We start from the raw sequence: 24,064 nt of genomic DNA on the forward strand, positions 1-24,064 counted from the left end.
AGTGGGCCTGAGCGAAGACGCCGAATTATACAAACGAAACGCGCGCCGTCCTGAAAAGTAGCGTTCGCGCCAAGCGTGTGGAAAATCCCGGATGGCGAAGTACTGGAGGAAGGGCGAATCTGCTTGGCATCAGCAGGCCTGGCGACAAGAACATCAGGCGCGTGATGGTTTTGTGCGCGCGAGCTTACATGCGACAGCTTGATAAGCGAACCGGCCGCCTCGCCGAGTAGGTTCGTTCAATGTTGACACGCCGGCATTCGAACGTCGTGGCATGAGCTAGCCAACAAGCTAGCGCGCGCGTCGTGGGCCATCACTGCCCGAAATGCGGTGTTCGACGCGGGGCAGGCTAGCTCTGTACCTGAACGAATTAAGGAACGGACCGTATGAAGCCGCCATACACCGGTATAGACATAGCTACAGATGCGATGGCATGCGCAGTGAAGGCGGCGTTAATGCGCTGTTGCTACATTACTTTGAACGGCCGTCGTCAACCGACGCTCTCTGCAGCGACTTGCTGGCTGCTTTGCCGGTATACAGCGACAGACAGGCCGATAAGCGGCACCGCAAATGCCAGGGCAGATGCTTCGACGCCGCTTACGATGTCCCGGGTCGCTATTGACAGTCCCATTGCTAAAGCAGGGCCACCCGCGACGGTGATCAGCAGATTAGCCCACCACAGCGGCCCGTTGCTCCCGGCTGCCGCCGCAATGATCGCGGCTACCGATGCCCCATATACCAAAAAGCCCAGCAGTGCGTCCATTCTCGGCCTCCGTAAATCTCGCGGTTGTGGGGCAAGTCTATCTGAGAAGGGAAATTCGAAGGGGTGTTTGGTATCACGAAATGGGCCTGAACTGTGCGGAAGGCCCCATACGGCGAAAAAAGGGCAGCAATAGCCCATTCGAGCGGGCCGGGGACCGGCAAAGTAGTACCAAAAGCGCCGGTTGGCCCGATGTCCAATACGTGCGCCCGGCAATCGGTCACGCGCGGCGGCCCAGGAGATGTCTGGGCGTCGTCTGCGTTGATCGCTAATAGGCGTCAAAAACCAGTATGCCCATTACCGGTCACTGCCGGCATTTCGGAAATGGATACCGATTGCCAAAGATAAAGCGATCTTCGAACTTCCGCACCGTTGCATAAAATGCACACCGATTTATTGCCGGCGGCAGTTACCCCTCTTGTGTTGTTCAGCGCACGGATATCCCGGAGATCGAAACGTAATCTGCATGTAACGGCAAGGCAAAGGTGTTAGCGGCCTGGAGTGGCGCGAGGCACGCATCAGGCTTTGTCATCATTCGGCTCGGAATTCCGGAGCCAGCGCGGGACACAGAATTAATACTTTCTGCACCGGGTTGACTGGCCAAATCGGGCGCATGCCATTTTCAAGTGCGCGCTCGCGTCGAATCTTCAGACCAGAGGCAGAAGAAAAACAACAAGAACATAAGTCCGTAAATACAAGGCGACACTCGAAGTCCAAATAGACGGGACGGCGGGGTGTTGAGGGCGAGCGACAAAAACAGTTGGTTTCTGTCCGCTCACGGAATTCTTCTTATCGTTAGTTTCGGCTGTTTGATAATAGGATATGAGCATATGAACCTCAGATATCCCGTCTATTCTCCTTACCTAAACGGTCGCGAGAAAGCTTTGGTGGTCGATTGTATCGATTCGACATGGATCTCGTCGAAGGGCAAATATGTAGGGCAGTTCGAGGATTCGTTTGGATCATGGCTGGGCGCGCAGCACGCGATTACCGTCAGCAATGGCACCGTCGCGCTGCACGTCGCGTTGGCCGCGTTGGGCATTGGCCCGGGCGATGAGGTGCTGGTTCCGACCTTGACCTACATTGCCTCCGCGAATGCAGTGAAGTACACCGGCGCGGATGTGGTGTTCGTCGATAGCGAGCGCGCTTACTGGCAAATCGACATTGAAGATGCCGAGCGCAAGATCACCAGCAGGACCAAAGCAATCGTCGTCGTGCATCTCTACGGTCAGGCTACTGACATGGATGCGGTGATGGCGCTGGCGAAAAAGCATTCGCTAAATGTGATCGAAGACTGTGCGGAGGCAATCGGAACGCGATACGGCGACGCACACGTGGGCACGATTGGCGATGTCAGCTGCTTCAGCTTTTTCGGCAACAAGACCATTACGACCGGCGAAGGCGGCATGGTGGTGACCAACAACGCCGAGCTTGCCCGGAAAGTCAGGCATCTTAGAAGCCAGGGAGTGAGCAGCGAGCGGGAATACTGGCACGACGTAATCGGCTTCAACTACCGGATGACGAATTTGTGCGCGGCGATTGGATGCGCGCAGATGGAGTCCATCGACGATCTGATCGCCAAGAAGCAGCAAATTGCCGAATGGTATCGGCAGAGCCTGGTCGGGCTGCCAGTGCGTACGCACGATACCAATCCGCGTACGCAACACAGTTACTGGATGGTATCCATTCTCGTCGACGACGCCCGCGAGCGCGACGCGCTTCGCGCCGCGCTCCAGCTCGACGGTATCGAAACCCGTCCGCTGTTTTATCCGGTCCATCAGATGGAGATGTATGCGGCGCCGGGCCAAAATTTCCCGGTTGCGGACGACATCTCGCGCCGAGGCATCAACCTGCCGAGCTACCCGGCTCTGATGCGCGACGACATCACGTTCATCTGCGAGCGCATGCGTGACTTCTTCGCCCGACAGGAGACAAAAATGGAGCCTTTGCTGGAGACGAAAAGCTGAAGACGCCATCGCGGGCGCCCGGTTTTTGTTACGGCGACGAAGCGCTTTGACGGTCAAGTGAAGCGCCGTTCCAGTGTTGTTGTAAGGCTCGATCAGGTTTTGTATTCATCAGGCTGTCAAGGCAGTTGCATCAAGTATTCATTGTTATTCGCTGTACTAATGTTTTGTTGATTGCGGTTTGGTTCTGATGTTGCTGTCAATACATAACAGGTTGACATGGCCGGTCTAATACCGAGAAAGGACAAATCATGACGCACTTCATCGCCCGCGCACGCGCGCCCCTGCGGCTTGGACTGGCTGGAGGCGGAACCGACGTTTCCCCTTACTCCGATCGTTTTGGCGGACTGGCGCTTAACGTCACCATTGACAAGTTTGCCTACGCGTCGATCGTGCCACGCGATGACGCGAAGCTCGAACTGAGCGCAGCGGATACGCAGGTGCGCTGGATCGGAAATATTTCCCCTGAACTCCCGCCAATCAAGGGCCTGGGTTTGCATGTCGGGGTGTACAACCGGATCGTCAGGCAATTCAATGGCGGCCATCCGCTTGCCGTATCGATCACCACGCATTCAGAAGCACCTCCGGGATCCGGATTGGGTTCTTCGTCGACCGTCGTGGTCGCGCTCGTGCGGGCCTTTTGCGAACTGCTTTCGCTGCCACTCGGCGAATACGACGTCGCGAAACTGGCTTACGACATTGAACGGATCGATCTTGCCCTCGCAGGCGGCAAGCAGGACCAGTACGCGGCGACCTTTGGCGGCCTCAACTTCATGGAGTTTTATGGCGACAAGGTCATCGTCAATCCATTGCGGATCAAGCAGGAAACGAAGGCCGAGTTGGAGGCGTCGCTGGTGCTGTTCTACACCGGCGTATCGCGCGAATCGGCCAATATCATCAAAGAGCAAAGCAACAATGTGACGGAGAATTTGACCGATCCGCTTGCCGCTCTTCACGAAGTCAAGGTGGAAGCGACAAGAATGAAAGAGGCGATTTTGCGCGCCGACTTCGCCGGTTTTGCCGCCTCCATGCGCGACTCGTGGGAATCAAAGAAGCGCATGGCGAAAAACATTTCGAATCCGTCGATCGACGAGCTGTGGAGGATCGCCACCAACGCAGGGGCGAAAGCCGGCAAGGTCTCGGGCGCGGGAGGCGGCGGTTTCATGATGTTCTTCGTCGACCCGATCGACCGCTCGGCTGTGATGCGCGCGCTCGACAGCCGCGATGGCCAGGTCATGTCCTGCACGTTTACCGACGTCGGAGCCCAATCCTGGAGGGTATCGTGAGCATTACCGTCAACAACGAAATCGAAAAGACCGTCGCGGTTCTGAGCGCGCTCGCAAACAGCCGCCAGGTCATCGCAAACGTCGAGGCGCTGGCGCAGCAGGTCACGAAAGCGCTGCGCGCCGGCAACAAGGTGTTGCTCGCGGGCAACGGGGGCAGTGCGGCGGACGCGCAGCATATTGCGGGTGAGTTCGTTAGCCGGTTCAATTTCGATCGCCCGGGCTTGGCGGCGTTTGCCCTGACCGTCGATACCTCCGTGATGACGGCGATCGGCAACGACTACGGCTATGAAAAGCTGTTTGCGCGGCAGATCGAAGCCGTCGGCCGGCCCGGTGACATCTTCTGGGCGTACTCCACGTCCGGCCGCTCGCCGAATATTCTCCGCGCGCTCGAAGTCGCAAATGAACGGGGCTTGTTCAGAGTCGGCTTCACCGGCAACCATCCGGAGGGCGTAGCCGAAATGCGCGCCCGCACCGATCTCTGCATCGAGATCCCCTCGACGTCCACACCCAAGATTCAGGAAGGCCATCTGGTCTGCGGCCACATCGTGTGCGGCATTGTGGAAGAGAACATCTTCGCGTCATGAGAAAAATGCTTCCATGTCTGATCCTGGCGGGTGGTCTCGGTACGCGTTTGCGGCCAGTGCTCGGCGAAGGTTTTCCTAAAGCACTGGCCAGTGTCGATGGCCAGCCGTTTCTCGCCTGGATGCTGCGCTGGCTGGAGCGGCAGCGGGTGACGGACGTCGTCCTGTCGCTGGGTTATGGATGCGGCGAGATCACCCACTGGTTGTCACGGCAGTCCCTGGGACTGTCGGTGACGATCATCGAAGAGGACAAGCCGCTCGGCACGGGCGGCGCGATCTTGCATGCGCTGTGGACCTGCGGCGCGCCGCGGATGATCGTCCTGAACGGCGACACGATCACGGATCTGGATCTGTGCAGCTTCGTCGAATTTTTCGATGTCGGGGGCGCCGACCTGGCCATTGCCGCGACGAGCGTGTCCGATGCGTCACGGTATGGAACGCTCGAATTCGACGCCGGATCGAGGCGCCTGATCGCATTCGAAGAAAAGCGCCCCGTGCAGGCGCCGGGGTTCATCAATGCCGGCGTGTATGCGGTCGATGCAGCCCGGCTGCTCGGCTTTGATTTACCCGAACGCTTTTCATTCGAAGACGATTTCCTGCGCCGCCAGATCACCTCTCTCGACATCCGCGTCTTCCCGGAGATCACGGAGTTCATCGATATCGGCATTCCGTCGGACTATGCGCGGGCCCAGCATGTGGTGCCGCTCATGTGTGAACAATCGGCCCATGACACGTAAAGCGCTTTTCCTCGATCGGGACGGGGTCGTCAATATCGATTCCGGGTATGTGCACGAGCCGAACGAATGCGTGTTCGTCGAAGACATTTTCCAGCTTGTGCGAGCGGCGAATCACGCGGACTATGCGGTGGTCCTGGTCACGAACCAGGCGGGCATCGGCCGGGGTTATTTCCCGGTCAGTCAGTTCCAGGCATTCACTGATTGGATGTTGGGCGAATTCCAGAACAGGGGCGCGCGAATAGACCGTGTCTACTACTGCCCGCACCACCCGGAGTTCGGGCTGGGGGATTACCGGCAGGCGTGCGATTGCCGTAAGCCGCAGCCCGGCATGTTGGTCCAGGCGCGCGCGGACCTTGATCTGGACATGGAAGGATCGCTGATGATAGGCGACAAGCTGTCGGATCTGGAGGCGGCGGCGCGTGCCGGAGTGGGGCATCGTTTCCTGCTGGCGCCCATCGGCGGGCACGACCTCGAATTGCCCGCATCGCTCGGTTCGCGCATCGACTGTCTGTCCGAACTGACCGACTGGTTCGGACAGGACCGGCTGCGCGAGTCTGAACGTCAATCGGGCGTCACTCTGAGCGCCCGACCATGATCGGCGACGATAAAACGTTTCTGAAGAAGGGTTTGCCGACCGCCTTCAGGTAAAGCGTTCCGGAGGCGCTCGCCGGGAGCGCGATAACGGCCGTCGCCGGCGCATACCGATTCATCAAACGAAACCCGCCCCCCGCCAACGACTCATAGAGCTCGAGGTGATCGACGGTCGCAGCATGTGACAGTTTGACGGCGAGCGCGTTGCCGGAAAGATGTGTCTGCAGCGTGACGCAGTTGTCGATCCCGGGTTCCAGCGCCGTACCTTCCTCGTAATCGTTCCAGGTAATCAACTGCAGGAAGGGCAGTTGACGCGTGGCGCTGTAATTCTGGTTGATGAGATCGAAGGTCTGCAGCCAGGTATTGCCACAAGCTTGCGGCATATACTGCTTTTCCTTGGGCTTGGCCCACGAGGCCAGATCATCGTCGAAGCCCTTGAAGACGCCGCCAGTCGCTATCTTCGCCGGCTCCGTTCGCGCATACCGGTAGAACTCCTTTAGCTGGGATAGATTCGCAACGCTGACTTTGTGCGCCGCGGGGCCAGCGGTAACCCACACGAAGGCGCCCGCGCTGTAATCCCGGTCGAATCCCTGCTTGTGGATGTGAATCCAGGAAATCTCGGGATGCGCGGCCTGGATGCGCGACCAGTCGACTTTGCCGGACCAGTCCATGCCGAATTCGAATACCACCGGATGGCCGTTATACCTTAGGTATTGTCGGGAGGAAAAGTAGGTGCGTGAGATATAGTCGAGTTGAGAAAGGACCGTCTGAGTAACGTCACAGTCCTTGCAGCGATTGAAGGAGTAAGTCCCGCTGTCGACCATGATCGAGAACGAGAGATCGGGGAATTTCGCCAGTTCCGGCATCGACTTGCGCCACGCGACATCAATGGGTTCGGGCTGGTCGCGCGTATCTGGCTGGCCGCCGTGCGTATCTGTCTGGCCATACCAATCGACGATGACGCCGTCGACACCGCGCGCCTGCATGTCCTTGAACGTCCGCAGCGCTTGCGCCGGATCGTCTGAGCGATAGCCTACCGAGACGCGGCGCGACGCGGGATCGGCCCACCACGGCAGATAGTGCGCAAGCACCTTGGTCGTGTGCCCCGGATAAAGCAGCGTGTGAATATTGACATTGGAAACTGATGTCGATCCCCCGAGATTACCGTTTGACGTGCCCGCGAAAGTAAGGCTTGCCGATGTATTCGGCGGCGCGAGCGTCTGGACCGATTCTTCGCATTGTGCAGTGAGGGGTAGCGCACTGAAACACATAGTCAGCACGGGCAGTATCCACTTAACTGTTCTCATGATTCAGAGCGTGAACCGAAAGTCTGCATTTTATGAATTATTCGCGGACGTTGGTATTCCAGTCCAGCAGGTTTTGTTCCGTCAGCTCTATTTTCCGGACGCCTAGGCACGCAAGCCATGGTGCCCCGAGAACGGCCCCGCGGATTTTGCCCGGCGCCAGAGCACCGTTTTCATTTCTCGGAGTTTGCAAATGCGCAACGATATCGGTCGCGAAAGAAGCCCCGCTATTGGTCAAGATGAATCGGCGCTATCGATGTTCGATGTGTTGGAAAATGTACTGACTTATCGATATCTTTTCCTCAGCGTCCTTTTGTCGGGACTGCTGCTGGGATGCGTCTACGTGTTGCTCGCCACACCCATGTACTCGGCTAACGCGCTGATCCAGATCGAGGACAAAAAGAGCAGTGCTTTGGGCTCGTTATCGACCGTGACACGGGCTCTCGATGTCAATGGTTCTCCGATTCTCGGCGAGATCGACGTGGCGCGTTCACGGACCGTCGTCACGCAGGCAGTCGAAGCAGCTGCTGCCGATACGACCTTCACGGTCACGAACACTTTCCCCCTATTTGGCCGCTGGCTCGCCACGGTCCTGTCCAGAGAGCCGGATGGTCTCGCAAGCGCGCCGTTCGGGGCGACGCATTGGGCATGGGGGGGTGAGAACCTCACGCTGGGTTCGTTCGAAGTTCCCGCGGCTCAGATGGGCAAGCCCCACAAGCTCATTTATCAGGGTGACAACAAGTGGACGTTGCAGGACCGTAACGGCAATGAGTTGCTTGGCGGAACCATCGGGGTGCCCGCCGTCTCCGGCGACTACCGGGTCCTCGTGAAGGCGGTGGTCGGGCGTCCGGGAACCGAATTTAGCATCATCAGGCATGCGACGCAGGGGCAGGTCGACCGAATCATCAAGAAGCTCAACGTTGCCGAGACCAAGCGGGAATCCGGCGTGTTCGAGGTGGAATACAACGACGACAACCCGTTCTATGCCGCACGGCTCGTCAACGCGATTGCTGACGCGTACCTGGCGAACAACGTCACGCGCCGCGCCCAGGAGTCGGAACGCAGCCTGAGCTACCTCAACACCCAAATCCCGGCTGTGCGCGCCCGGCTGCAAAAAGCGGAAGAGGCACTCAATGCGTTTCGCTATCGCGAGGGCAGCATTGATGTGGAGGGCGAAATCAAGGTGTTGCTCGAACAGTCCGCGGCGGTCGAGAAGGCCAGACTCGAAACCAACCTGAGTTACCAGGAGCTGCGGTCAAAGTACCAGCTGGGTCAGGCGCCGCTGGATGCCGTACTGGGAAAACTCAAACAACTCGACGTCACATCGCACCAGCTGTCCGCCCGCATTGCGCAACTGCCTGGCTTGCAGCAGGAACTCCTGCGGCTCTCACGGGATGTGGAGGTCGAGAACCAGCTGTATGTGGGCCTCATGAATAATGCGCAGCAGTTGCAGATCGCTACTGCTGGCAATGGGGGCAACGCGTCGATCGTGGATCACGCGGAGGTGGCGGAGAAGCCGGGGCGCCCGAATCCGGTGCTCGCGCTGGCGCTCGGGGGCATGGCGGGCGCGTTATTCGGTTTCATTGCCACGCAGCTGACGGCACTCGGTTCAGGCCGGATTCGTGACCCGAAGCGGTTGGAAGCCTTGGTCGGTATCGATACGCTCGGTATCCTGCCGACTTCGCCGGCGCAGAGAATAGAGGCAAAAAAGGCAGAACATACCTTCCTGATCAGCGCAGAGGAAACGGAAACACCGCTGGTCGAGGCCATGGAGAGCCTTGCGCTCGCGGTGCGATGCTCGCTTGCGGAGAAGGAAGGGGGCAAGGTCGTCCTGATCACTTCTGCGGTGCCCAACCAGGGCAAGTCGCTGATCTCGGCCAACCTTGCGTATCTGCTAGCCGAAAAAGGACTGAAGACCTTGCTGCTCGATGCGGACATGCGTCGATCCAAGTTCCATCGCTATCTTTCCGTCAATACCAGCAACGGTTTGTCCGGGGTCCTGCAGGGCACACTCGAGTCGGGCGACGTCATCGCCAAGCCGAGTGAGAATTTTCACGCGATGCCGGCAGGCAAGAAAACGAATAAGGCGGCAAAGCTATTGGGCTCCGACAATTTTGGACCGCTGATCGAGTCGCTGCGAGACGAGTACGACATTGTCATCATCGATTCTCCGCCGGTCCTTCCGGTGCTCGATGCGGCAGCCATGTCGAGACATGCGGACATGACGGTTTTCGTGGCGCGGCAAGGGCAAGTGAGCTATGCCGAGGTCGTCGAATCGGTGGCGCGGCTCGCGAAGGTCGGGACGACTATCGATGGCCTGGTGTTTAACGGCTTTGCACCTTCACCGCTGCGTTACGGGTATTACTCGAATGCTTACCGGTACATATCTTCCCAGGACTAAACAACGTTCACCGGCTGCCCAGCAGCTCCAGCTTGATCACAAGGCGGACGCGCATTGTCGCAATCGGGGATATTCATGAGATTTTTGTCGATGCTGGCGGGTCCGGAAACCGGGGGGCTGGAGAATTCAGGCTCATCAGAAAGCGCAGTTCCGAATGCGCGCGGCGACCTACGGATCGTCTGGTTTATGGGGCCGCGGCCAAGCAGTTGGAACGGCGTAAGTCAACATAGCCTGATATTTATCCGGGCTTTGAACAGGAGCACCGGCTTCAATGTCGAGGTGATCGATATTCCTGCTGAATCCCGTTCACTGAAGCGCTACTGGTGGCAGTTCGTTCTGTATCCGCTTCATGCGATCCGGGTAGCCCGGTCGTGCGAAATGGTCGTGCTTTATCAGGAGGATCTGAGCTTCCTCGTTCCGTTCATCCGCCTTGCCGGTGGCAAGGTCTGCGTGCTTTTCCATCACGTTCAGCGTCCTGGGCAAGCGCGAGGCTTAACGGAGCGGCTTAAGGAATTGTATGTTCGCGCAATCCGGGGACAAGTCGCCAGGTCGAATCTCGTGCTGGTGGAAAGTGAAGTGACCGCGACGGAGATGCGCGAAGTCGTGCCGGTCCCACCCGAACGCATCCAGATCATGCCTTGCCCGTTCGAAGACAAATATTCGCCGTTTGATGAGCCAACGCCGCGCGCTGCGCGGGCTCGCGCCAGGGCGATCGTCAAAGAGCACATGGGTTTGGAGATCGGCGATGCGATCCTGTTGCTGAACGTCGGCTCCGACGAGACCCGCAAGAACAACGTGACGCTATTTCGGGCGTTGGCCAGGATGGCGCGCAAGGATCTCGTGATCGTTCGCGCCGGCAAGCCGTTCAACCTCTCCAATCGCAAGGAATGCACGAGGCTGGTCAGCGAGTCGGGCATCCGCGCTCATTTTCTCGATTCCGTCAGCGACGAAGACCTCGGTTATCTCTATCAGTCCGCGGACATGTACGTCTCGGCGTCACTGCATGAGGGCTTCGGCCGGACCGTGATCGAGGCGCAGATCGCCGGGATTCCGGTCGTTGCTTCCGACACGCAGGTCTATCGGGCGACGATGGGCGATTCGTTTTTACCGGTCAGTGATCCGGCCGATCCCGACGCGTGGGTGACGGCGATCACTCGTCTCGCGAACGACCCCGCGCTGGCGGAACGCCTCGTCGAACGCGGCAAGATCAATGCGCGGCAGTACTCGTCGGACGTCGTCTGCGTTTCATTGCGCCGCAGTCTGCTTAGGGCTATCGGCGCTGACGCTCCCGACGGCGAGTACACATCTGCAGAATAAGAAGCGGACAGGCCATGCAAATCCATCAGGCTAGCGAACCGACGATCTCTGTGACTCACCTGATCGTACCGGCGGTCGGCATCGTCGCATTGCTGTTCAATACGGCGCTGCCATACCTCGGCTACGCCGAGGCGAGCGCGACGTGGACCTTCGTGCTGGCAGTGCTCGCGGTCATCTATCTGGTGGTAACGCAACCGCTCTTTTCAGTATCGACGCTCTTTTTCATGATGATCGGGCTGACTGGATTTGTCGCCGGCATCGGCATCGAGGCGGGCGGTCTGATGACCGAAACGGCGGTCCAGGGTGAAGCGAACGGCGCCTTTAGCCGGCAGTTGCTTTTCTATGTCGCCTTCGTCGGTTGTGCGCTCTACGGCTTCAATCGATATTTGAAAGTTCGCGACACGAGCGTGCCGGTTGCGCTGATCACCACTGAACTGCGCAGTGTAGCGCTGGGATTCACACTGGCGCTCGCGATTATCGGCGCCGGCGTGGCAGCGGGGCTGACCCAAGGGTTCGCGCTGCTCAATGGTGTGAACCGTTACACCATTCGCAATGGAAGTACTGGGACCGAGAGTGTGTTGTTCAACCTGTTCCTGAACAATCAGACGTTTCTGGCGTTGATTCTCGGCGCGCTCGCCACCAGCAAAAGCCGTGCAGTCAAATGCTTTTCGATCCTGCTGATCATTGCGACGACGGATCTCTATATCCTTCACGGCGAGCAGTTCATGTCCGTGCTGCACTTCGGCCTCTCCGTCCTCGCCCCTGTGGTTGCGGTGCTCGTCATGAAAGGCAAGCCAGTACTACGATACATGGCAATCGGAGGCGCCATCGCGCTGGTGATCGGTGTCGGTTCGGTGTTTTCGGCCTACCAGGGGCAGGGACTCGATGTGCAAAACACGATGACGGACCGTTCGCTACTGCAGGGGCAGGTCTGGTACGTGGTCGATTACGACGCGCATCTCTTCGCCGCGCCTCCGTTGGGCGGCGCGCCGGCATTCTGGCGCTTCGTGCATTCGCTGTTCTCGATGGACGCGCCCAGCTTCGACGACAGCTTTGGCTACAGCGGCTTGCGCGACGTGATGGTCGCATACGGCGAGCCGCACGTGATAACAGGGTATATAAAGGACGACATCACCTTCACCATGGGGCAGATGGCGATTCCAGTATTCTGGTTCGGCCTGGCTGGCGGCGCGTTGTTCGTCGCGTTAACGGGCGTGATATACGGTGCGCTTTGCGCATTGCAGATAGTGTTCGCGCTTCGTGGCGGTGTGATCATGCTCTGGCTGGTCGTCAAGGTGCTGAGCTATGCGTCCTCCGGGCTCCAGCAAGGCGACTACTGGTCTTTCTTCGGTGTTCGCACGCTGTTCTACGTGGCCATGGCGTTCCTGTGGTGGGTCCTGGTTGATTCGCGGTCCACGGCGAGAAAAATGAAACGGCTGGTGGCATCGTGAAATCTTTCAGAACACTGCTGTTTTCGTCGCTCTCCGGCGTGGTGTGCGAAAAGGTCATCGGGGCGCTCGCGGCAGTCGCGAGTAATCACCTGTTCGCCAGTCTGTACGGCGCTCATTTTTTCGGTGAACTGCAGTTCGCATTGTCGCTCGCGTATGTCGTTAGCAGCGCCGCACTGATATTCAGCGCTCAGGCCGTAGCGCCGATCTTTGGCAGGCATCCCCGACTGCGACACCTCGTGTTCTATCGGGCCTTCCGTTTGCGCCTGGGTTCGACGCTCAGCGTGACGCTGCTCTTTCTGATTGTCGTCGGGTTGCTGATGCAGTCCTCGAGCGGCGCCCTGACGCTGATCGCCGGACTGGTGATGCTGGGCGAGCCCATTGCGCTCGGCGCCCTCATGGCCTATGCGGAAACCAAGCCATGGGTCATCACGCGGGCAAAAGCCTACGCCAGCGGCGTTCGGGTGCTCTGGCTGCTGGGTGCCGCCCACGCGTCGGTTGGTGCGGTCGTCGCGTCGTTCGCATGGCCGCTCGAAGCCTGCGTGGCCGCCGCCGCGCCGTTCAGCCGTTATCGGACACTCGCCTTCAATCGACCGCGATCCCTGCACGGTTCGGAAATGGTCACGCGAACGCTCGTCGTGCGCGGACTCAGGATCTGGCCGGCGATTGCCGCCAGCATGCTGGTGTTGCGAATGGACCGGCTTCTGCTGGGCACGCTGATGTCGAAGACGGACCTTGGCATTTATTCGGCAGCGGCGTCGCTCATCGAGCAGTGGAACTCTGTCGGTACGACGCTTGCGCTGGCTCTTGCACCGGCAATGGTCTTCGCCGCTCGTGGCGAGGACCAGTTGCGCAGCAAGGCGATCAAGCTCAGTGCCTATCTGGCGGTGATCGCCGCAGTAGCACTGGTCGGAAGCCTGTTCGCGGGGCGGCCGGTCTTCCTGGCGATCTATGGACCTGCGTTCGAAGCCGGTGTGCCGGTCATGATTTTCGGCACCGCATGCTCGATCGCTACGTTCGTGGACGCAGGGCTCACTACCTGGCTCATCGCTGCCCGGCGTTACCGGCTGATGACGGTGAAGCTCGTCGTGACCATCGTTGCAATCGGAGTGGCGCCATTCGTGATGCCTTCGGTGCTCATGATGTATGCGCCGGCGGTGGCGACGGCCGTGTCCATCGTCCTGTTCTGGGCTGTCGTCTTCGGACAGGGGACGCGCGTGGAGGTGGCGCCATGAAAGTCTGCTTCTGCAATAATCGCTTTCCTCCGAAGGTTGTCGGGGGCACCGAGTTGATCGTCTACGATCTGGCGGTTCAGCTTCGTGACCGGGGTCATGACGTTTCCATTCTGACCTTGTCGGACTCGCGCGCGGCTGAAACAGCGGTCGTGGATGGTCTTCGCGTGCACAGCATGCCGAACACGAACATCTACAACCAGTTCTCGCATGCCGTGCGAAGCGGACTGAAAAAGGCCTTGTTCGGTGCATTGGATACGTTCAACCCGTTCGTATTCCTTTACGCACTGCGTCATCTGCGGCGCCTTGATATCGACACCCTCTGCACGAACAACCTCAAGGGAATGGGGCCGGCCATATGGCTCGCTGCATGGTGTTTGCGGATCCCGGTTGTGCATGTTCTGCATGACTACTGGCTGCTATGCCCGACCTCGACGATGTTCCGCAACGGTCGCGCGTGTGAGCAGGCATGCCAGGGATGTCGGACCGTTTCGTCCCCGAAGGCGTGGTTCTCGCGGCTGGTGGGGCATGTGGTCGGAGTCAGCAACTTTGTGCTGGAGCGCCATCGGCAACAAAATTTCTTCAGCCGCGCGCTGCCCTGCGTCATCCATAACGCGCGGCAGCCGTTCAGCGCGATCCCCGCGACGCCCGCCGAGCCGCATAAGCCTTTTCGGGTCGGCTTTATCGGACGCACCGACGCGACGAAGGGTATTCGTGAGTTTTTTGCGAGCGCGGCGGCGGCGCATAGAGGCGACCTGGAACTGCATATCGCGGGCCGGGACAACGAACAGGTTCTGGACCAACTGATCGCCGCGCACCCGGATCTGCCGGTCGTGCGTTATGGCTTCGTCGCTCCGAAAGACTTTTACTCATTGGTCGATCTCGTGGTCGTCACATCGATGTGGAACGAACCGTTCGGAATGGTCGCTTTCGAGCCTTGGGAATTTTTCAAGCCATCGATCGCGTTCGCCTCGGGCGGACTGCCGGAAGTATTCAGTGCCTTTCCCGAATTGACCGTGCCGCGTGGCGACGTCGCAGCACTCGGGGCGCTCATCCGGCGACTCGTCGACGCCCCGGTTTTCTACCGTGACATTGCCCGCCGCTGCCACGCACAACGTGATCACTTCCTGCCGCCGCGACAACTGCAGCAGTTCGAAGCGGTCCTGCTGGCTGCGGCGAGACACGAACAGCGCGATGCAGGCGTCCGTGCAATCGAAGTCGAGCGGGATACTCGAAGTTAGATCAGCGTGCGGGTGGGGTGATCGCGTCAGTCATTCGGGGCGCACAGGTAGTGCAAATCTTGTAGCGAATTGGATTTCTGGCGTGTTTGGATGTGCGGAAGTTTGCATCGCCACCGGCCTTATCCAATTAATTTGCATAACGAATCATATGAAAAAACGAGATGGATTTCTGAGCATGGCGGCATAGCTGTTCAATTGGCGCGGCGGCTCTTCAGATCTGAGCTTGCTTCCGTAGACCTCTGGAACGAATTTAGAACCATCTCCAATCGGAGGCTGTATGAGAAAACGCGTACTGATGGTAATGACCCGGGATATCCCTCGGGCGGCGTCGAATGGACGTGAACGCACTTTGCGCTTCATTCGCGAAGCGATCGGTATGGATGCCGAGGTGCGCGAACTCAAGATCCGCTCGGTATTCGAAATGGGCACGCTCGTTTCGAAGCTGCGCGCCGGCCTGAGGATCGTCGAAGGCATGCTTGCAGGCAAGCCGTGCGCGCTGCAAGTCGCCATGTTCGCCAGTGGGGATGGAAAGAGGCGACTGATCGAAACGATCGACGAGTTCAAACCCGATGTCATCTACTTCGATGGCATCCGGATGGTCGACTATGCCGCGTTCGTTCGCCGACGCTATCCGTCAAGCCACATTATCAGCGACCTGGACGATCTGATGTCGCGGCGTGCCCATATCCTGAGGACCGGCAATTTCCCATTGTCGATGGGCTACCTCGCGAAGTCGATCCCGACGGCGGTCGTCTCGCTGATCAATTTGCGGTTATTCCGCAATCTGATGCTGAGATATGAGGAATATGCGCTGAAAGGCCATGAGCGGCTGGCGGCCGCTTCCTCGAATGCCGTGACCTTGGTCTCGACAACGGACGCCGACGCGTTGGAGCGCATCCTGCCCGCCGCAATGAAAAAGCGGGTGCATGTGATCGCGCCGCCAATCGACTCGGTCAAGCCGGTGATGCGGCCCGCCGATCCGGTTCGGTTCGTATTCATCGGCGCGGACAGCCAGCTGCAGAACCGGCTCGCAATCCAGTACCTGCTGGCGTCATGGAAGCAGCTTGAGTTGCGCTTCCCGCTGGTCATTTACGGGCGTATGTCCGGTCAATACGAATCCGTGCCGAACGTGACGTTCGCCGGCTTTGCAACGACGCTCGACGACGTCTATACCCCCACCTCGATTGCCCTATGCCCGACGTTCCTGCGTGGTGGCATCAAGTCGAAGGTGCTGGAGGCTATCTCGTTTGGTTGCGTTCCGGTTGGCAATGACGCGGCGTATGAGGGGCTGAATTTTGAAGATGCGGCGCTGGCCATGGACGATGCGCGACTGGAGCGTTTTCTCGCCAATCCCGATGCCGATCTGAATGAGGTAATGGCCGCGGCGATACGGTTTTCCGCCTTCTGCGAGCGCAATTTCAGCCTGCCGGTGTTTGCGCGCCGCTGGGGCGATCTGCTCCGGCCAGGCGTGTACGCTCCGAAGATGGAGATGAATGTCGTTGCCGGCGAAGGCAACCTGTCCGCCATCTCGATTGACGTGGTGCAGCATAGTACCCATGCAAAGCAGCGTTGAAGACGGGGTAGCGCCTCGCGTTTGATTTTAAGGGCCGGAGTTTCGCCGTTTTTCCGTGAGTATTCACGAGGCGTTTTCTGCTCCGGCCAAATTCGGATGCGGCGGCTCGTCGCATCGCAGAAAGCAGATGTCTGGCAACACACGGACGAATCGCTGCTGGCAGGACTACGCTGTCATAGCGAAAAAGCCACAATCGACAGTATGCGAGGCGCAAAACCACCTCCGCGTTGATGCGCAATCCGTCTCGCGCGGGGTCATCCCGGACGCGGCAGGCCACCACGGTCGCCCGGCCTGATAGGTCGCTTGAGGAAATTCCACCCACTAGCCAATTTCGCAGCAGGTTTTTGCTTGCTCTCGAGTAGTGTGGTCCACCGAACTAAGTCGGGGTGATTGCCGGCGTTTAATGGGCCTTGCTCGAACGTGAGCGGGCCTTATTGCATCGCTGTTTTCAATCTCCCATTTCGACCGCTGCGCATGAAGGAGTTCCCGGCATGTGTCGCTTGTTATGTTCCCAGCAAAAACTGCCGGAAATTGTTCTCGGCGCTTCGTTGAGGGTTGTGAGCGGCGTGCATGTGCAGCAATCGTTCGCAACAGCACAGGGCATCACGTCGGATGAAAGCGTCTGCATGAATACGGCAGAGAAAGCCCGGCTACGACAGCATGAGGCCGCGCTGCTCGGCGCCGAACCTACCGAGGTTCATGCAGCAGCGCGCGTTCACCAGCGCTGAGTGATTCAGGGTCTGGCAAACATGGGCACCGCTGATGCCGAAATGTACGCCGACGTCGCTGGTCTTTCGGACGCAACGAGCGAACAGTGGAGCCAATCTTTGGTTAATCCGGTGTTCGGCATCGCTTCGGTGTTGGTCAATGCCGGCAAGGATCGATTTTCCATCATGGGGCGACAGCTTTTCTATTAGTAAAGTGAGCTTAAACTGGGGGTTAATATGTTAACAGGGAAGGCAAAAAAAAGTGATTTCTTAAACCTTTGCAGAGAATTTGTGGATGACGGCAGGCAGGGGGAAGAGTACATCCGCGCGCACGAGGAGAGGCTGTGGAATATTTTCAGAGTGTGCTGTGACAGCATTCCCGATGGCGCGAAAATAATCTCAGTGGGTGCTGGCAGTGCTTATATAGAGCACGCGCTATACCGTTTCAAAAATGCCGATATCACGGTGGTCGATTTTCCTGAGGCCATTGACTACCATCGGAAGTACTACGAAAAGAGCAACTTCAATACCATTGGCTGCGACTTGTCCACGCCGTGGGTTTGCGAGGAAAAATTCGATCTTGCTCTGAGCTCTTCGATCATTCAGCACATCCCGAGGCCGCCCTACGAGCACGTCCTGATGCTATCGGCGTTGCTGAAAAAGAACGGCAAGCTCATCATCAATACGCCCAACTTTGCCAACATCAGAAACGTCATCAGATTGATTCTGATGCGGCCCATCATGCAATCTCCCGAGAAAGTTTTCGGCGAGGTCAGTTTCGAGAATGAAGGGGTTCATCGCCGGGAATACGTGCCTCTGGAGATCTACGATGCAATGAAGCGGTGCGGGTTGAGGGTTGCTGAAATCAACTATACGGAAAATAAAAGAGTCGAGTCGTTCAAGGATTTCTTCTTCTACAGTTTCGGCTTGCTGGGCCTCAAGCAATTCTGGCTCAGCATGATCATTTCAGCGACGAAAGAAGCCTAGAGGCGGCGGGGCTCGGGTAGCGAGCAACAGGCAGATAGTCTGTTTTCATCTAAGAGGCGCTTTGATGCGGCAGTGGTCTGCCATCGAACTGAGTTCTGTTGCGAACCGTAGGCGTCAGCGGACTCAAGGATCAACTGTTTTCAGACGGCAGCGCTGCGCAAATGCGACGGCCCACATCGCCGGGTGAGTGGGCGCTGCCGCGTTTAGAAGTGTCGATGAATTGATTCGGTATCCTATAATTTTCGATCTGAATCATGCCTGCAAATCGCGCCCCCGCGGGATCGCCTTCCACGATTACCGAATTTCCATCTCAACCGGAGGCCGTCATCGCAATGACATATCCGAGCCGACGCTGAGTCATTGGAGGAGACGCCCATGCGCGTCGGCCGGTCAGGCTGTCAACGATGACGTCGAGCGCACTCATCGCTTGCAACATTGCTAATCGATGTCTCGATGAGATACCCAATGTGGCGGTCTCGTTCTTAGCGCAGACGTATTGCCTGATTAGCCAGATCGCGCACCCTACGTCGCATTTCGCGTTTTTATTCTGATCGAACGTTCGTGGACTAACCTGGTGTGCTGACGAGAAAAATGATCGGATAACGAACGTTGTAAAAAGTCATTTCACTGAAGCCAATCCATCCTGTTCACTGCCAACTCCGCGAGACGCGAAGAGGTTTGCTGGAAAGTGATGGGTAAACACCACATGCGCTGTCGACAGTCGATTTTTTTTGTCGATACACGTTGCTGTTTTTAGCTACCTCGCTGTCGGAAAAATCTGGCTTGTCCGTCCGGTAAATCGTTCGCCATCCTATTGATCAGAGGAATATCGTTAGGTTCAAATTGCCTCTTTGGTATGAATGAATCGCGTAAGTCAAGTGGTTCATTGTGCTCAACTGACCAATCGAGAAGAGCTGTTGCGCTTTGCGACGGATGCGAGGAAAAACTGTCTTCAGACGATTGGATGCGGGGAGCTATCTCTTTTTTGCCGCGTCTTTCGCCGCGTTGCAGAGTTGAAACGTTTTTTTGCGAATATAATTCGTGCCTGGCGCTGCTACGTGAAAACACCGAGCCGTCATTTGCTTGCTGCTGCGTGCGAGATGTGCTAGCGGCGCTAGTGCTTCTGATGCAGTCGGAATTCGCTCGCTGTTCGTCCTGCACACACCGGAAGCGGTGTGTCCCTGATTGGCCCAAGACGCGCTCGCGCTGCCGCGATCGGTGGCAGCGATGTGAAGGGTGGCTTTGACGTAAGAGTGGCTCGCTAGTCACCAGGGTCGGTTCTGTCGCAGGTCTTCGGTTTGGCAAGACAGGGCCGAGCCTGTAAGAGTCGAAGCAGCTTCCGATCACAACCTGGATATCGATACGTCGGATTCGAAGAGTCCGGCGAGGCGACTGGGAGCACATGAAAGAGCATTCCGCGCCCGATGAAAGGGTGGAACAATTTTTTACAATTTAATTCGTAATACGAATTAACCGAGCGGTCCATGCGAAGTAGAGAGCTTCGAAGGTTCGCCGCGCTCTCCAGGTAAAAGCATGCGCTATTGGCGCGTCTGTGGATTGGGATGAGTGCTGATGTAGTCCGGATGTCGCAAGAGCGGAATTGGAGCCCCGACTTGTGTCATCCCCAGTGCTCATCGATTGGATTTTGAAAGGAAGCAGTTGCATCGGCCTTTCATTTTGATTTCGGTGTACTAACCGACAAAAATGAAAGATAGATGAAATCGCACTGTCATCGCCGGAAGCTGTTTCGCGTATGCAATGCCGTCGCTCATTGAAGCGCAAGTGCATTGGGTTTTCGCATCAGATCAGTGTTGATGATCGAGAACAGGCGCGGAAGGGCAGTTTTTCCGATCTGGCATCGAATGCGTTGCCACGGCTGCTTCCGGAACCTGCTCAGCGTTGCGCGTCGGCGATCAGCCGTCATGGAGCGGGCGAGTCCAGTCACGTTTAAACCAAGGCATCCGAAGGAGGATTTCTACTATTCGTCACCGAAAACAAGCGGATCGCAATCAGTACTGCTTACAGAAAGATCACGTTCCTAACGTGGCCGAGTAAGAGCGGAATCCGTATCTCGAAGTCAGCCTGCTCGCAGGGCATTGCCGCTGCGAACGGCGTAACGGCCTTGCCGCTTGCGTCGTGGCCACGGGGTAGCCAAAGCGCCTTCGGCCGGGCAACCCCCCTACTTTTTTGCAGTGAACCCTGAGGTTCACGGCTTTACGTTTTCAATCAAATACGAGTCAGGATATTGATGGTGTCCACGAAACTAAGATCCAAATTCTCCCGCGCTATGCTCGCGGGCGTTGCCACGCTTTTTATCGCGGGTTACGCGCAAGCGCAGACAGCACAATCGGCGCTGATGGCTCCGAACACTTCGGCTAATGCGGCCACAAAGGCCTTCTCAAACGGTACGCTGGCGGGTGGGACCAATGTCTCGAAGGTCAACGTCCACACGCTGCTTTACCCGGGTAACACGACGAAGGTGCTGGTGCACTATCTGCCGTGGTTCGACGGCGGCAACGACACCGGGGTCAACGTCAACTACTCGAACGGCAATACCACGTACGTCAAGGCGTTCTTCGCCGACCTCGTCAGCCGCGGTGTCGATGGCGTGATGGTAGATTGGCAGGGGCAGACCGATATCAGCGACCAGGACTGGCTCATTTCGCAGCCGATCATTCACAATTACACTACGCTGTCCGGCAATAAGCTGTCGTTTGCGATCATGCTCGACGCGAACTTGTTGAACAACTACAGCGGGACCAACCAGAACAAGGTGATGGCCGCGTTGAGCTACATCAACTCGCATTACCTCAGTGACGCGTCTTATCTGACCTATAACGGCAAGCCGGTCGTCGGTGATTTTGGCTTGACGGCGGCGGGCGGGGTCAACTGGACGGCCATTCAAAACGCATATCCGAATATTCAGTTCGTCCATCTGGACAACGCAACGTCGCCGGATGGGTTCGGCATTGCCAAGAGTGCCGGTTCGTTCCTGTGGGTCAACCCGACCAGCACGGACGTCACGCCGCCTGATCTGTCCACGATGGACGATTTCTACACCCGGTCCAATTTGCACCCGACGCAGATCACGATGGGCGCAGCGTACAAGGGTTTCAATGGCGCACTGGCCCCGTGGGATGGTCCGACGTTTGTTGATCAACAATGCGGCGAAACGTGGCTGAACAGCTTCACGAAGATCAACCAGTACTTCAATTCGGCCAAGCAGTTGCCGTTTCTGCAACTGGTTACCTGGGATGATTACTACGAGGGGACTCCGCTCGAGACGGGTATCGACAACTGCCTGGGGGTGACCACTTCGGTGAGTAGCCGTACGATCAAGGTTTCGTTCACGCACGCGGATACCGTGGATCATCTGGAGTTGTGGAGCTACTCCAACAGCGCCTGGGTCCAGGCGAGCTACCCAGCCACCACGACCACGATTCCGGTGACCAAAGCGGGCACCTACTACGTCAAGGTGGTCGGCAAGCCGTTCGTCAAGAACGCCCTTTCTTCGGCCATCGTAGTCAACTAAGAGATTGCGTTCGCACCGCGTGGCATCGAATGAGCCACGCGGCGCCGCGCATTCGAGAACTGTCCGCCACCTAGGCCCAGGGAGGGAAGCGTGCTGCGCAATGCAGCGCTTTTCGTTCTTCTTTCCTCCCTCAATCTACCCATCCATTCCTCGCAGCACGGCGCGTCTGTTCGCCAGCCTTCGCGGCTCGGTGCGTCACCCGTCTTCACGAATATTGAATGCAGTCCACAACTGCGCCTCTTTGCGATGCCAACGAAAACGTGTAGATATTACCGAAGCACCTGTAGTGGCGTTTTCATCTGGGCGCTATAACACACAACTAATGCATTTGTAAGTCAATTTGAGGGAAGGTGGAGGTACCATCAGCATTCAGATCCTCGGGACCAGTGAGACAAAGGCGGCAGGGTCCTGATTGCCGTGGAAGAACGAAAGACCGGTGCCCGACTTGAAGCGCTGGCGCGAAGAATCGGGCGGTATTGACATCGCGAGCAGCGGAGCTGACGGCGTGATCCCGGAAGAGGGCGGGAACACGCATGCGGGACGGAATTATTATTTCGTCTCCACGCCCCTTGAGCGATTACGTTGAGGAAATTCCGCAATGAACGGATTCGATCTAACAATCCTAACTTTCCTGACCCACGGCGCTTTCAGCACTCCATTCGTGAATAGCGCGATCAAAGCGATCGCCGGTATGTACACGTTCAAGGGCCTGCTGCTCGTCCCCATACTGTGGTGGATCTGGTTCAGGCCTACTCAGCGCGGCGAATGGGAGCGCGAGATCGTCATCGCGACCTTTGTGAGCGGTCTTGTGGCACTCGTGCTAGGCAGATTGCTCGCACATTACCTGCCATTTCGCGTGCGACCAATCTATAACCCGGATTTGCACCTTCAGTTTCCAGTAGCCGAGGGGGAACATGAGTTGCGATTCTGGAGTTCTTTTCCGAGCGACCACGCAATGGTGTGGATGTCGGTCGCCATGGGAATTTTTCTCGTTTCATACCGCGTGGGGATACCCGCGATACTCTACACGGCGATCTTTATCTGCGCGACGCGTATCTATCTCGGCCTGCATTATCCGACCGACGTTATCGCTGGGTTGCTGATCGGCGTTGTGGTCACCTATGTAATGACCCGCGACTCCATCAGAAAGCCTCTCGCAGCGCCGTTCTTGCGATGGATCCACCGATGGCCCGGGCTCTGTTACGCGATGGCCTTCGTACTGTGTTTCGAGCTGGCAACGCAGTTCGATGAAGTGCGGATGCTCGTACACGCCGTTTCAAAAGTCGTCGCGCACTCGTAGAGGCGACGAAAGCCGACGGCGGTCGAATTCCTGTCTGGCAATTCGTTGGCACCGCCGTCGACTTTCACTTCATTCAGGCGAAGCCGTGCGGATTCGTTGACTGCCAGCGCCAGTGATCCGCGCACATCTGTTCGATGCCGAACTGTGCACGCCAGCCGATGATGTTCTCGGCCGCCGCCGGATCGGCGAAACACGACGCGACGTCGCCCGGACGGCGCGCGACGATCTCGTACGGCACCGGTTTGCCGGACGCTTTCTCGAACGAGCGCACCACGTCCAGCACGCTATAGCCCTGGCCTGTGCCGAGGTTCACGACGAAACTGGTATCGCGCTTGACCAGTGCGTCGAGCGCGGCCAGGTGTCCGCGCGCCAGGTCGACCACATGGATGTAGTCGCGCACGCCGGTGCCGTCGGGCGTTTCATAATCGCCGCCAAACACCCGCAGCTTCTCCAGCTTGCCGACAGCAACCTGTGCCACATACGGCATCAGGTTATTTGGAATACCCGCCGGATCCTCCCCAATCAAGCCGCTCTCATGCGCGCCCACCGGATTGAAATAGCGCAGCGTCGCAATCCGCCATGAAGGATCCGCCACTTCCAGATCGCGCAAAACCTGCTCGGCAATCAGCTTCGACTGCCCGTAAGGATTGGTGGCCGACAGCGGAAAGGATTCGTCGATCGGTGAGCTCTTCGGCACGCCATACACCGTCGCCGAGGAACTGAACACGAACTGCTTCACATTGCGATCGCGCATCACGCCGAGCAGCGCCAGCAAACTGCCGACGTTATTGCTGTAGTACTCGATTGGCTTGGCGACCGATTCGCCCACCGCCTTCAGCGCGGCAAAGTGAATCGCGCCGGTGATCGGGTGTGCGTCGAAAATGCGCTTGAGCGCCGCTTCATCGCGCGCGTCGGCTTCGTAGAAGGTCACGGGCTTACCGGTGATTTGCTCCGCGCGCCGCAGCGACTCGCGGTTGCTATTCACGAGATTGTCGATTACCACGACGTCGTAACCGCCGTTCAGCAGTTCGACGCATGTGTGCGAGCCGATAAATCCTGCACCGCCCGTTACCAGAATCGTGCCCTTCGTGGTCATGCTGTTGCTC

The 24,064-nt window shown here is 57.9% G+C and carries 19 protein-coding genes and 1 pseudogene; 17 read left to right on the plus strand and 3 right to left on the minus strand.

Going from position 1 to position 24,064, the window contains the following annotated elements; all coding sequences use genetic code 11:
* Positions 1-86: 86 nt before the first annotated feature.
* A pseudogene (locus AYM40_RS37940) lies at positions 87-387 on the plus strand (IS110 family transposase); the annotation flags it as partial.
* A 100-nt stretch (positions 388-487) separates the two neighbouring features.
* Here AYM40_RS37940 and AYM40_RS03390 read toward each other — a convergent pair.
* The gene (locus AYM40_RS03390) at positions 488-760 is read right to left on the minus strand and encodes a hypothetical protein (protein WP_063494984.1); all 273 of its coding nucleotides are present in this window, start codon (positions 758-760) and stop codon (positions 488-490) included.
* A gap of 827 nt (positions 761-1,587) precedes the next feature.
* On the opposite strand from AYM40_RS03390, the gene AYM40_RS03395 reads away from it, so the two are divergent.
* The 5 genes from AYM40_RS03395 (at position 1,588) to gmhB (ending at position 5,920) form a co-directional block, all read left to right on the plus strand.
* Complete coding sequence (locus AYM40_RS03395) at positions 1,588-2,724, plus strand: DegT/DnrJ/EryC1/StrS family aminotransferase (protein WP_063494985.1); 1,137 nt, start codon at positions 1,588-1,590, stop codon at positions 2,722-2,724.
* A 248-nt stretch (positions 2,725-2,972) separates the two neighbouring features.
* Positions 2,973-4,007 (plus strand): dehydrogenase, encoded by a 1,035-nt coding sequence (locus AYM40_RS03400; protein ID WP_063494986.1) that lies wholly within the window; start codon positions 2,973-2,975, stop codon positions 4,005-4,007.
* Entirely contained in the window at positions 4,004-4,591 is a 588-nt protein-coding gene (locus AYM40_RS03405; protein ID WP_063494987.1) for a D-sedoheptulose-7-phosphate isomerase, read from the plus strand. The genes AYM40_RS03400 and AYM40_RS03405 overlap by 4 nt, the downstream gene beginning before the upstream one ends.
* A gap of 5 nt (positions 4,592-4,596) precedes the next feature.
* Positions 4,597-5,325, plus strand: a complete 729-nt coding sequence (locus AYM40_RS03410) for a nucleotidyltransferase family protein (RefSeq protein ID WP_063494988.1) — start codon at positions 4,597-4,599, stop codon at positions 5,323-5,325.
* Complete coding sequence (gene gmhB / locus AYM40_RS03415) at positions 5,315-5,920, plus strand: D-glycero-beta-D-manno-heptose 1,7-bisphosphate 7-phosphatase (RefSeq protein WP_063494989.1); 606 nt, start codon at positions 5,315-5,317, stop codon at positions 5,918-5,920. The genes AYM40_RS03410 and gmhB overlap by 11 nt, the downstream gene beginning before the upstream one ends.
* On the opposite strand, the gene AYM40_RS03420 is transcribed toward gmhB, so the two are convergent.
* Entirely contained in the window at positions 5,898-7,007 is a 1,110-nt protein-coding gene (locus AYM40_RS03420; protein WP_148662092.1) for a hypothetical protein, read from the minus strand. The genes gmhB and AYM40_RS03420 overlap by 23 nt on opposite strands.
* A gap of 406 nt (positions 7,008-7,413) precedes the next feature.
* On the opposite strand from AYM40_RS03420, the gene AYM40_RS03425 reads away from it, so the two are divergent.
* The 11 genes from AYM40_RS03425 (at position 7,414) to AYM40_RS03475 (ending at position 22,958) form a co-directional block, all read left to right on the plus strand.
* Positions 7,414-9,621, plus strand: a complete 2,208-nt coding sequence (locus AYM40_RS03425; RefSeq protein ID WP_063494991.1) for a polysaccharide biosynthesis tyrosine autokinase — start codon at positions 7,414-7,416, stop codon at positions 9,619-9,621.
* A gap of 249 nt (positions 9,622-9,870) precedes the next feature.
* Positions 9,871-10,938 carry a glycosyltransferase gene (locus tag AYM40_RS03430; RefSeq protein ID WP_063494992.1) on the plus strand — a complete coding sequence of 356 codons (1,068 nt, stop codon included), beginning with the start codon at positions 9,871-9,873 and terminating at the stop codon, positions 10,936-10,938.
* Positions 10,939-10,952: 14 nt separating this feature from the next.
* Positions 10,953-12,389: a DUF6418 domain-containing protein gene (locus AYM40_RS03435; RefSeq protein ID WP_063494993.1), complete on the plus strand. Its 1,437-nt coding sequence runs from the start codon at positions 10,953-10,955 to the stop codon at positions 12,387-12,389.
* Positions 12,386-13,621 carry a lipopolysaccharide biosynthesis protein gene (locus tag AYM40_RS41225; protein ID WP_063494994.1) on the plus strand — a complete coding sequence of 412 codons (1,236 nt, stop codon included), beginning with the start codon at positions 12,386-12,388 and terminating at the stop codon, positions 13,619-13,621. The genes AYM40_RS03435 and AYM40_RS41225 overlap by 4 nt, the downstream gene beginning before the upstream one ends.
* Positions 13,618-14,859, plus strand: a complete 1,242-nt coding sequence (locus AYM40_RS41230; RefSeq protein WP_063494995.1) for a glycosyltransferase — start codon at positions 13,618-13,620, stop codon at positions 14,857-14,859. The genes AYM40_RS41225 and AYM40_RS41230 overlap by 4 nt, the downstream gene beginning before the upstream one ends.
* A gap of 277 nt (positions 14,860-15,136) precedes the next feature.
* Complete coding sequence (locus AYM40_RS03450) at positions 15,137-16,432, plus strand: glycosyltransferase (RefSeq protein WP_082854932.1); 1,296 nt, start codon at positions 15,137-15,139, stop codon at positions 16,430-16,432.
* A 410-nt stretch (positions 16,433-16,842) separates the two neighbouring features.
* The gene (locus AYM40_RS03455) at positions 16,843-17,160 is read left to right on the plus strand and encodes a hypothetical protein (RefSeq protein ID WP_148662093.1); all 318 of its coding nucleotides are present in this window, start codon (positions 16,843-16,845) and stop codon (positions 17,158-17,160) included.
* Positions 17,161-17,181: 21 nt separating this feature from the next.
* Complete coding sequence (locus AYM40_RS41235) at positions 17,182-17,349, plus strand: hypothetical protein (protein WP_158515235.1); 168 nt, start codon at positions 17,182-17,184, stop codon at positions 17,347-17,349.
* 81 nt (positions 17,350-17,430) lie between these two features.
* On the plus strand, positions 17,431-18,126 hold the full coding sequence (locus AYM40_RS03465; protein WP_158515236.1) for a class I SAM-dependent methyltransferase: 696 nt from the start codon (positions 17,431-17,433) through the stop codon (positions 18,124-18,126).
* A 2,287-nt stretch (positions 18,127-20,413) separates the two neighbouring features.
* Positions 20,414-21,658, plus strand: a complete 1,245-nt coding sequence (locus tag AYM40_RS03470) for a hypothetical protein (protein ID WP_063495000.1) — start codon at positions 20,414-20,416, stop codon at positions 21,656-21,658.
* 598 nt (positions 21,659-22,256) lie between these two features.
* Entirely contained in the window at positions 22,257-22,958 is a 702-nt protein-coding gene (locus AYM40_RS03475) for a phosphatase PAP2 family protein (RefSeq protein WP_063495001.1), read from the plus strand.
* Between the two features lie 73 nt (positions 22,959-23,031).
* Here the strand turns inward: AYM40_RS03475 and galE are convergent, their stop codons facing one another.
* Positions 23,032-24,054, minus strand: coding sequence for a UDP-glucose 4-epimerase GalE (gene galE / locus AYM40_RS03480; RefSeq protein ID WP_063495002.1), 1,023 nt, complete (start codon positions 24,052-24,054; stop codon positions 23,032-23,034).
* Positions 24,055-24,064: the final 10 nt, after the last annotated feature.

Origin of the sequence: Paraburkholderia phytofirmans OLGA172 (assembly GCF_001634365.1) — a bacterium.
In the GTDB taxonomy this organism is placed as follows: Bacteria; Pseudomonadota; Gammaproteobacteria; order Burkholderiales; family Burkholderiaceae; genus Paraburkholderia.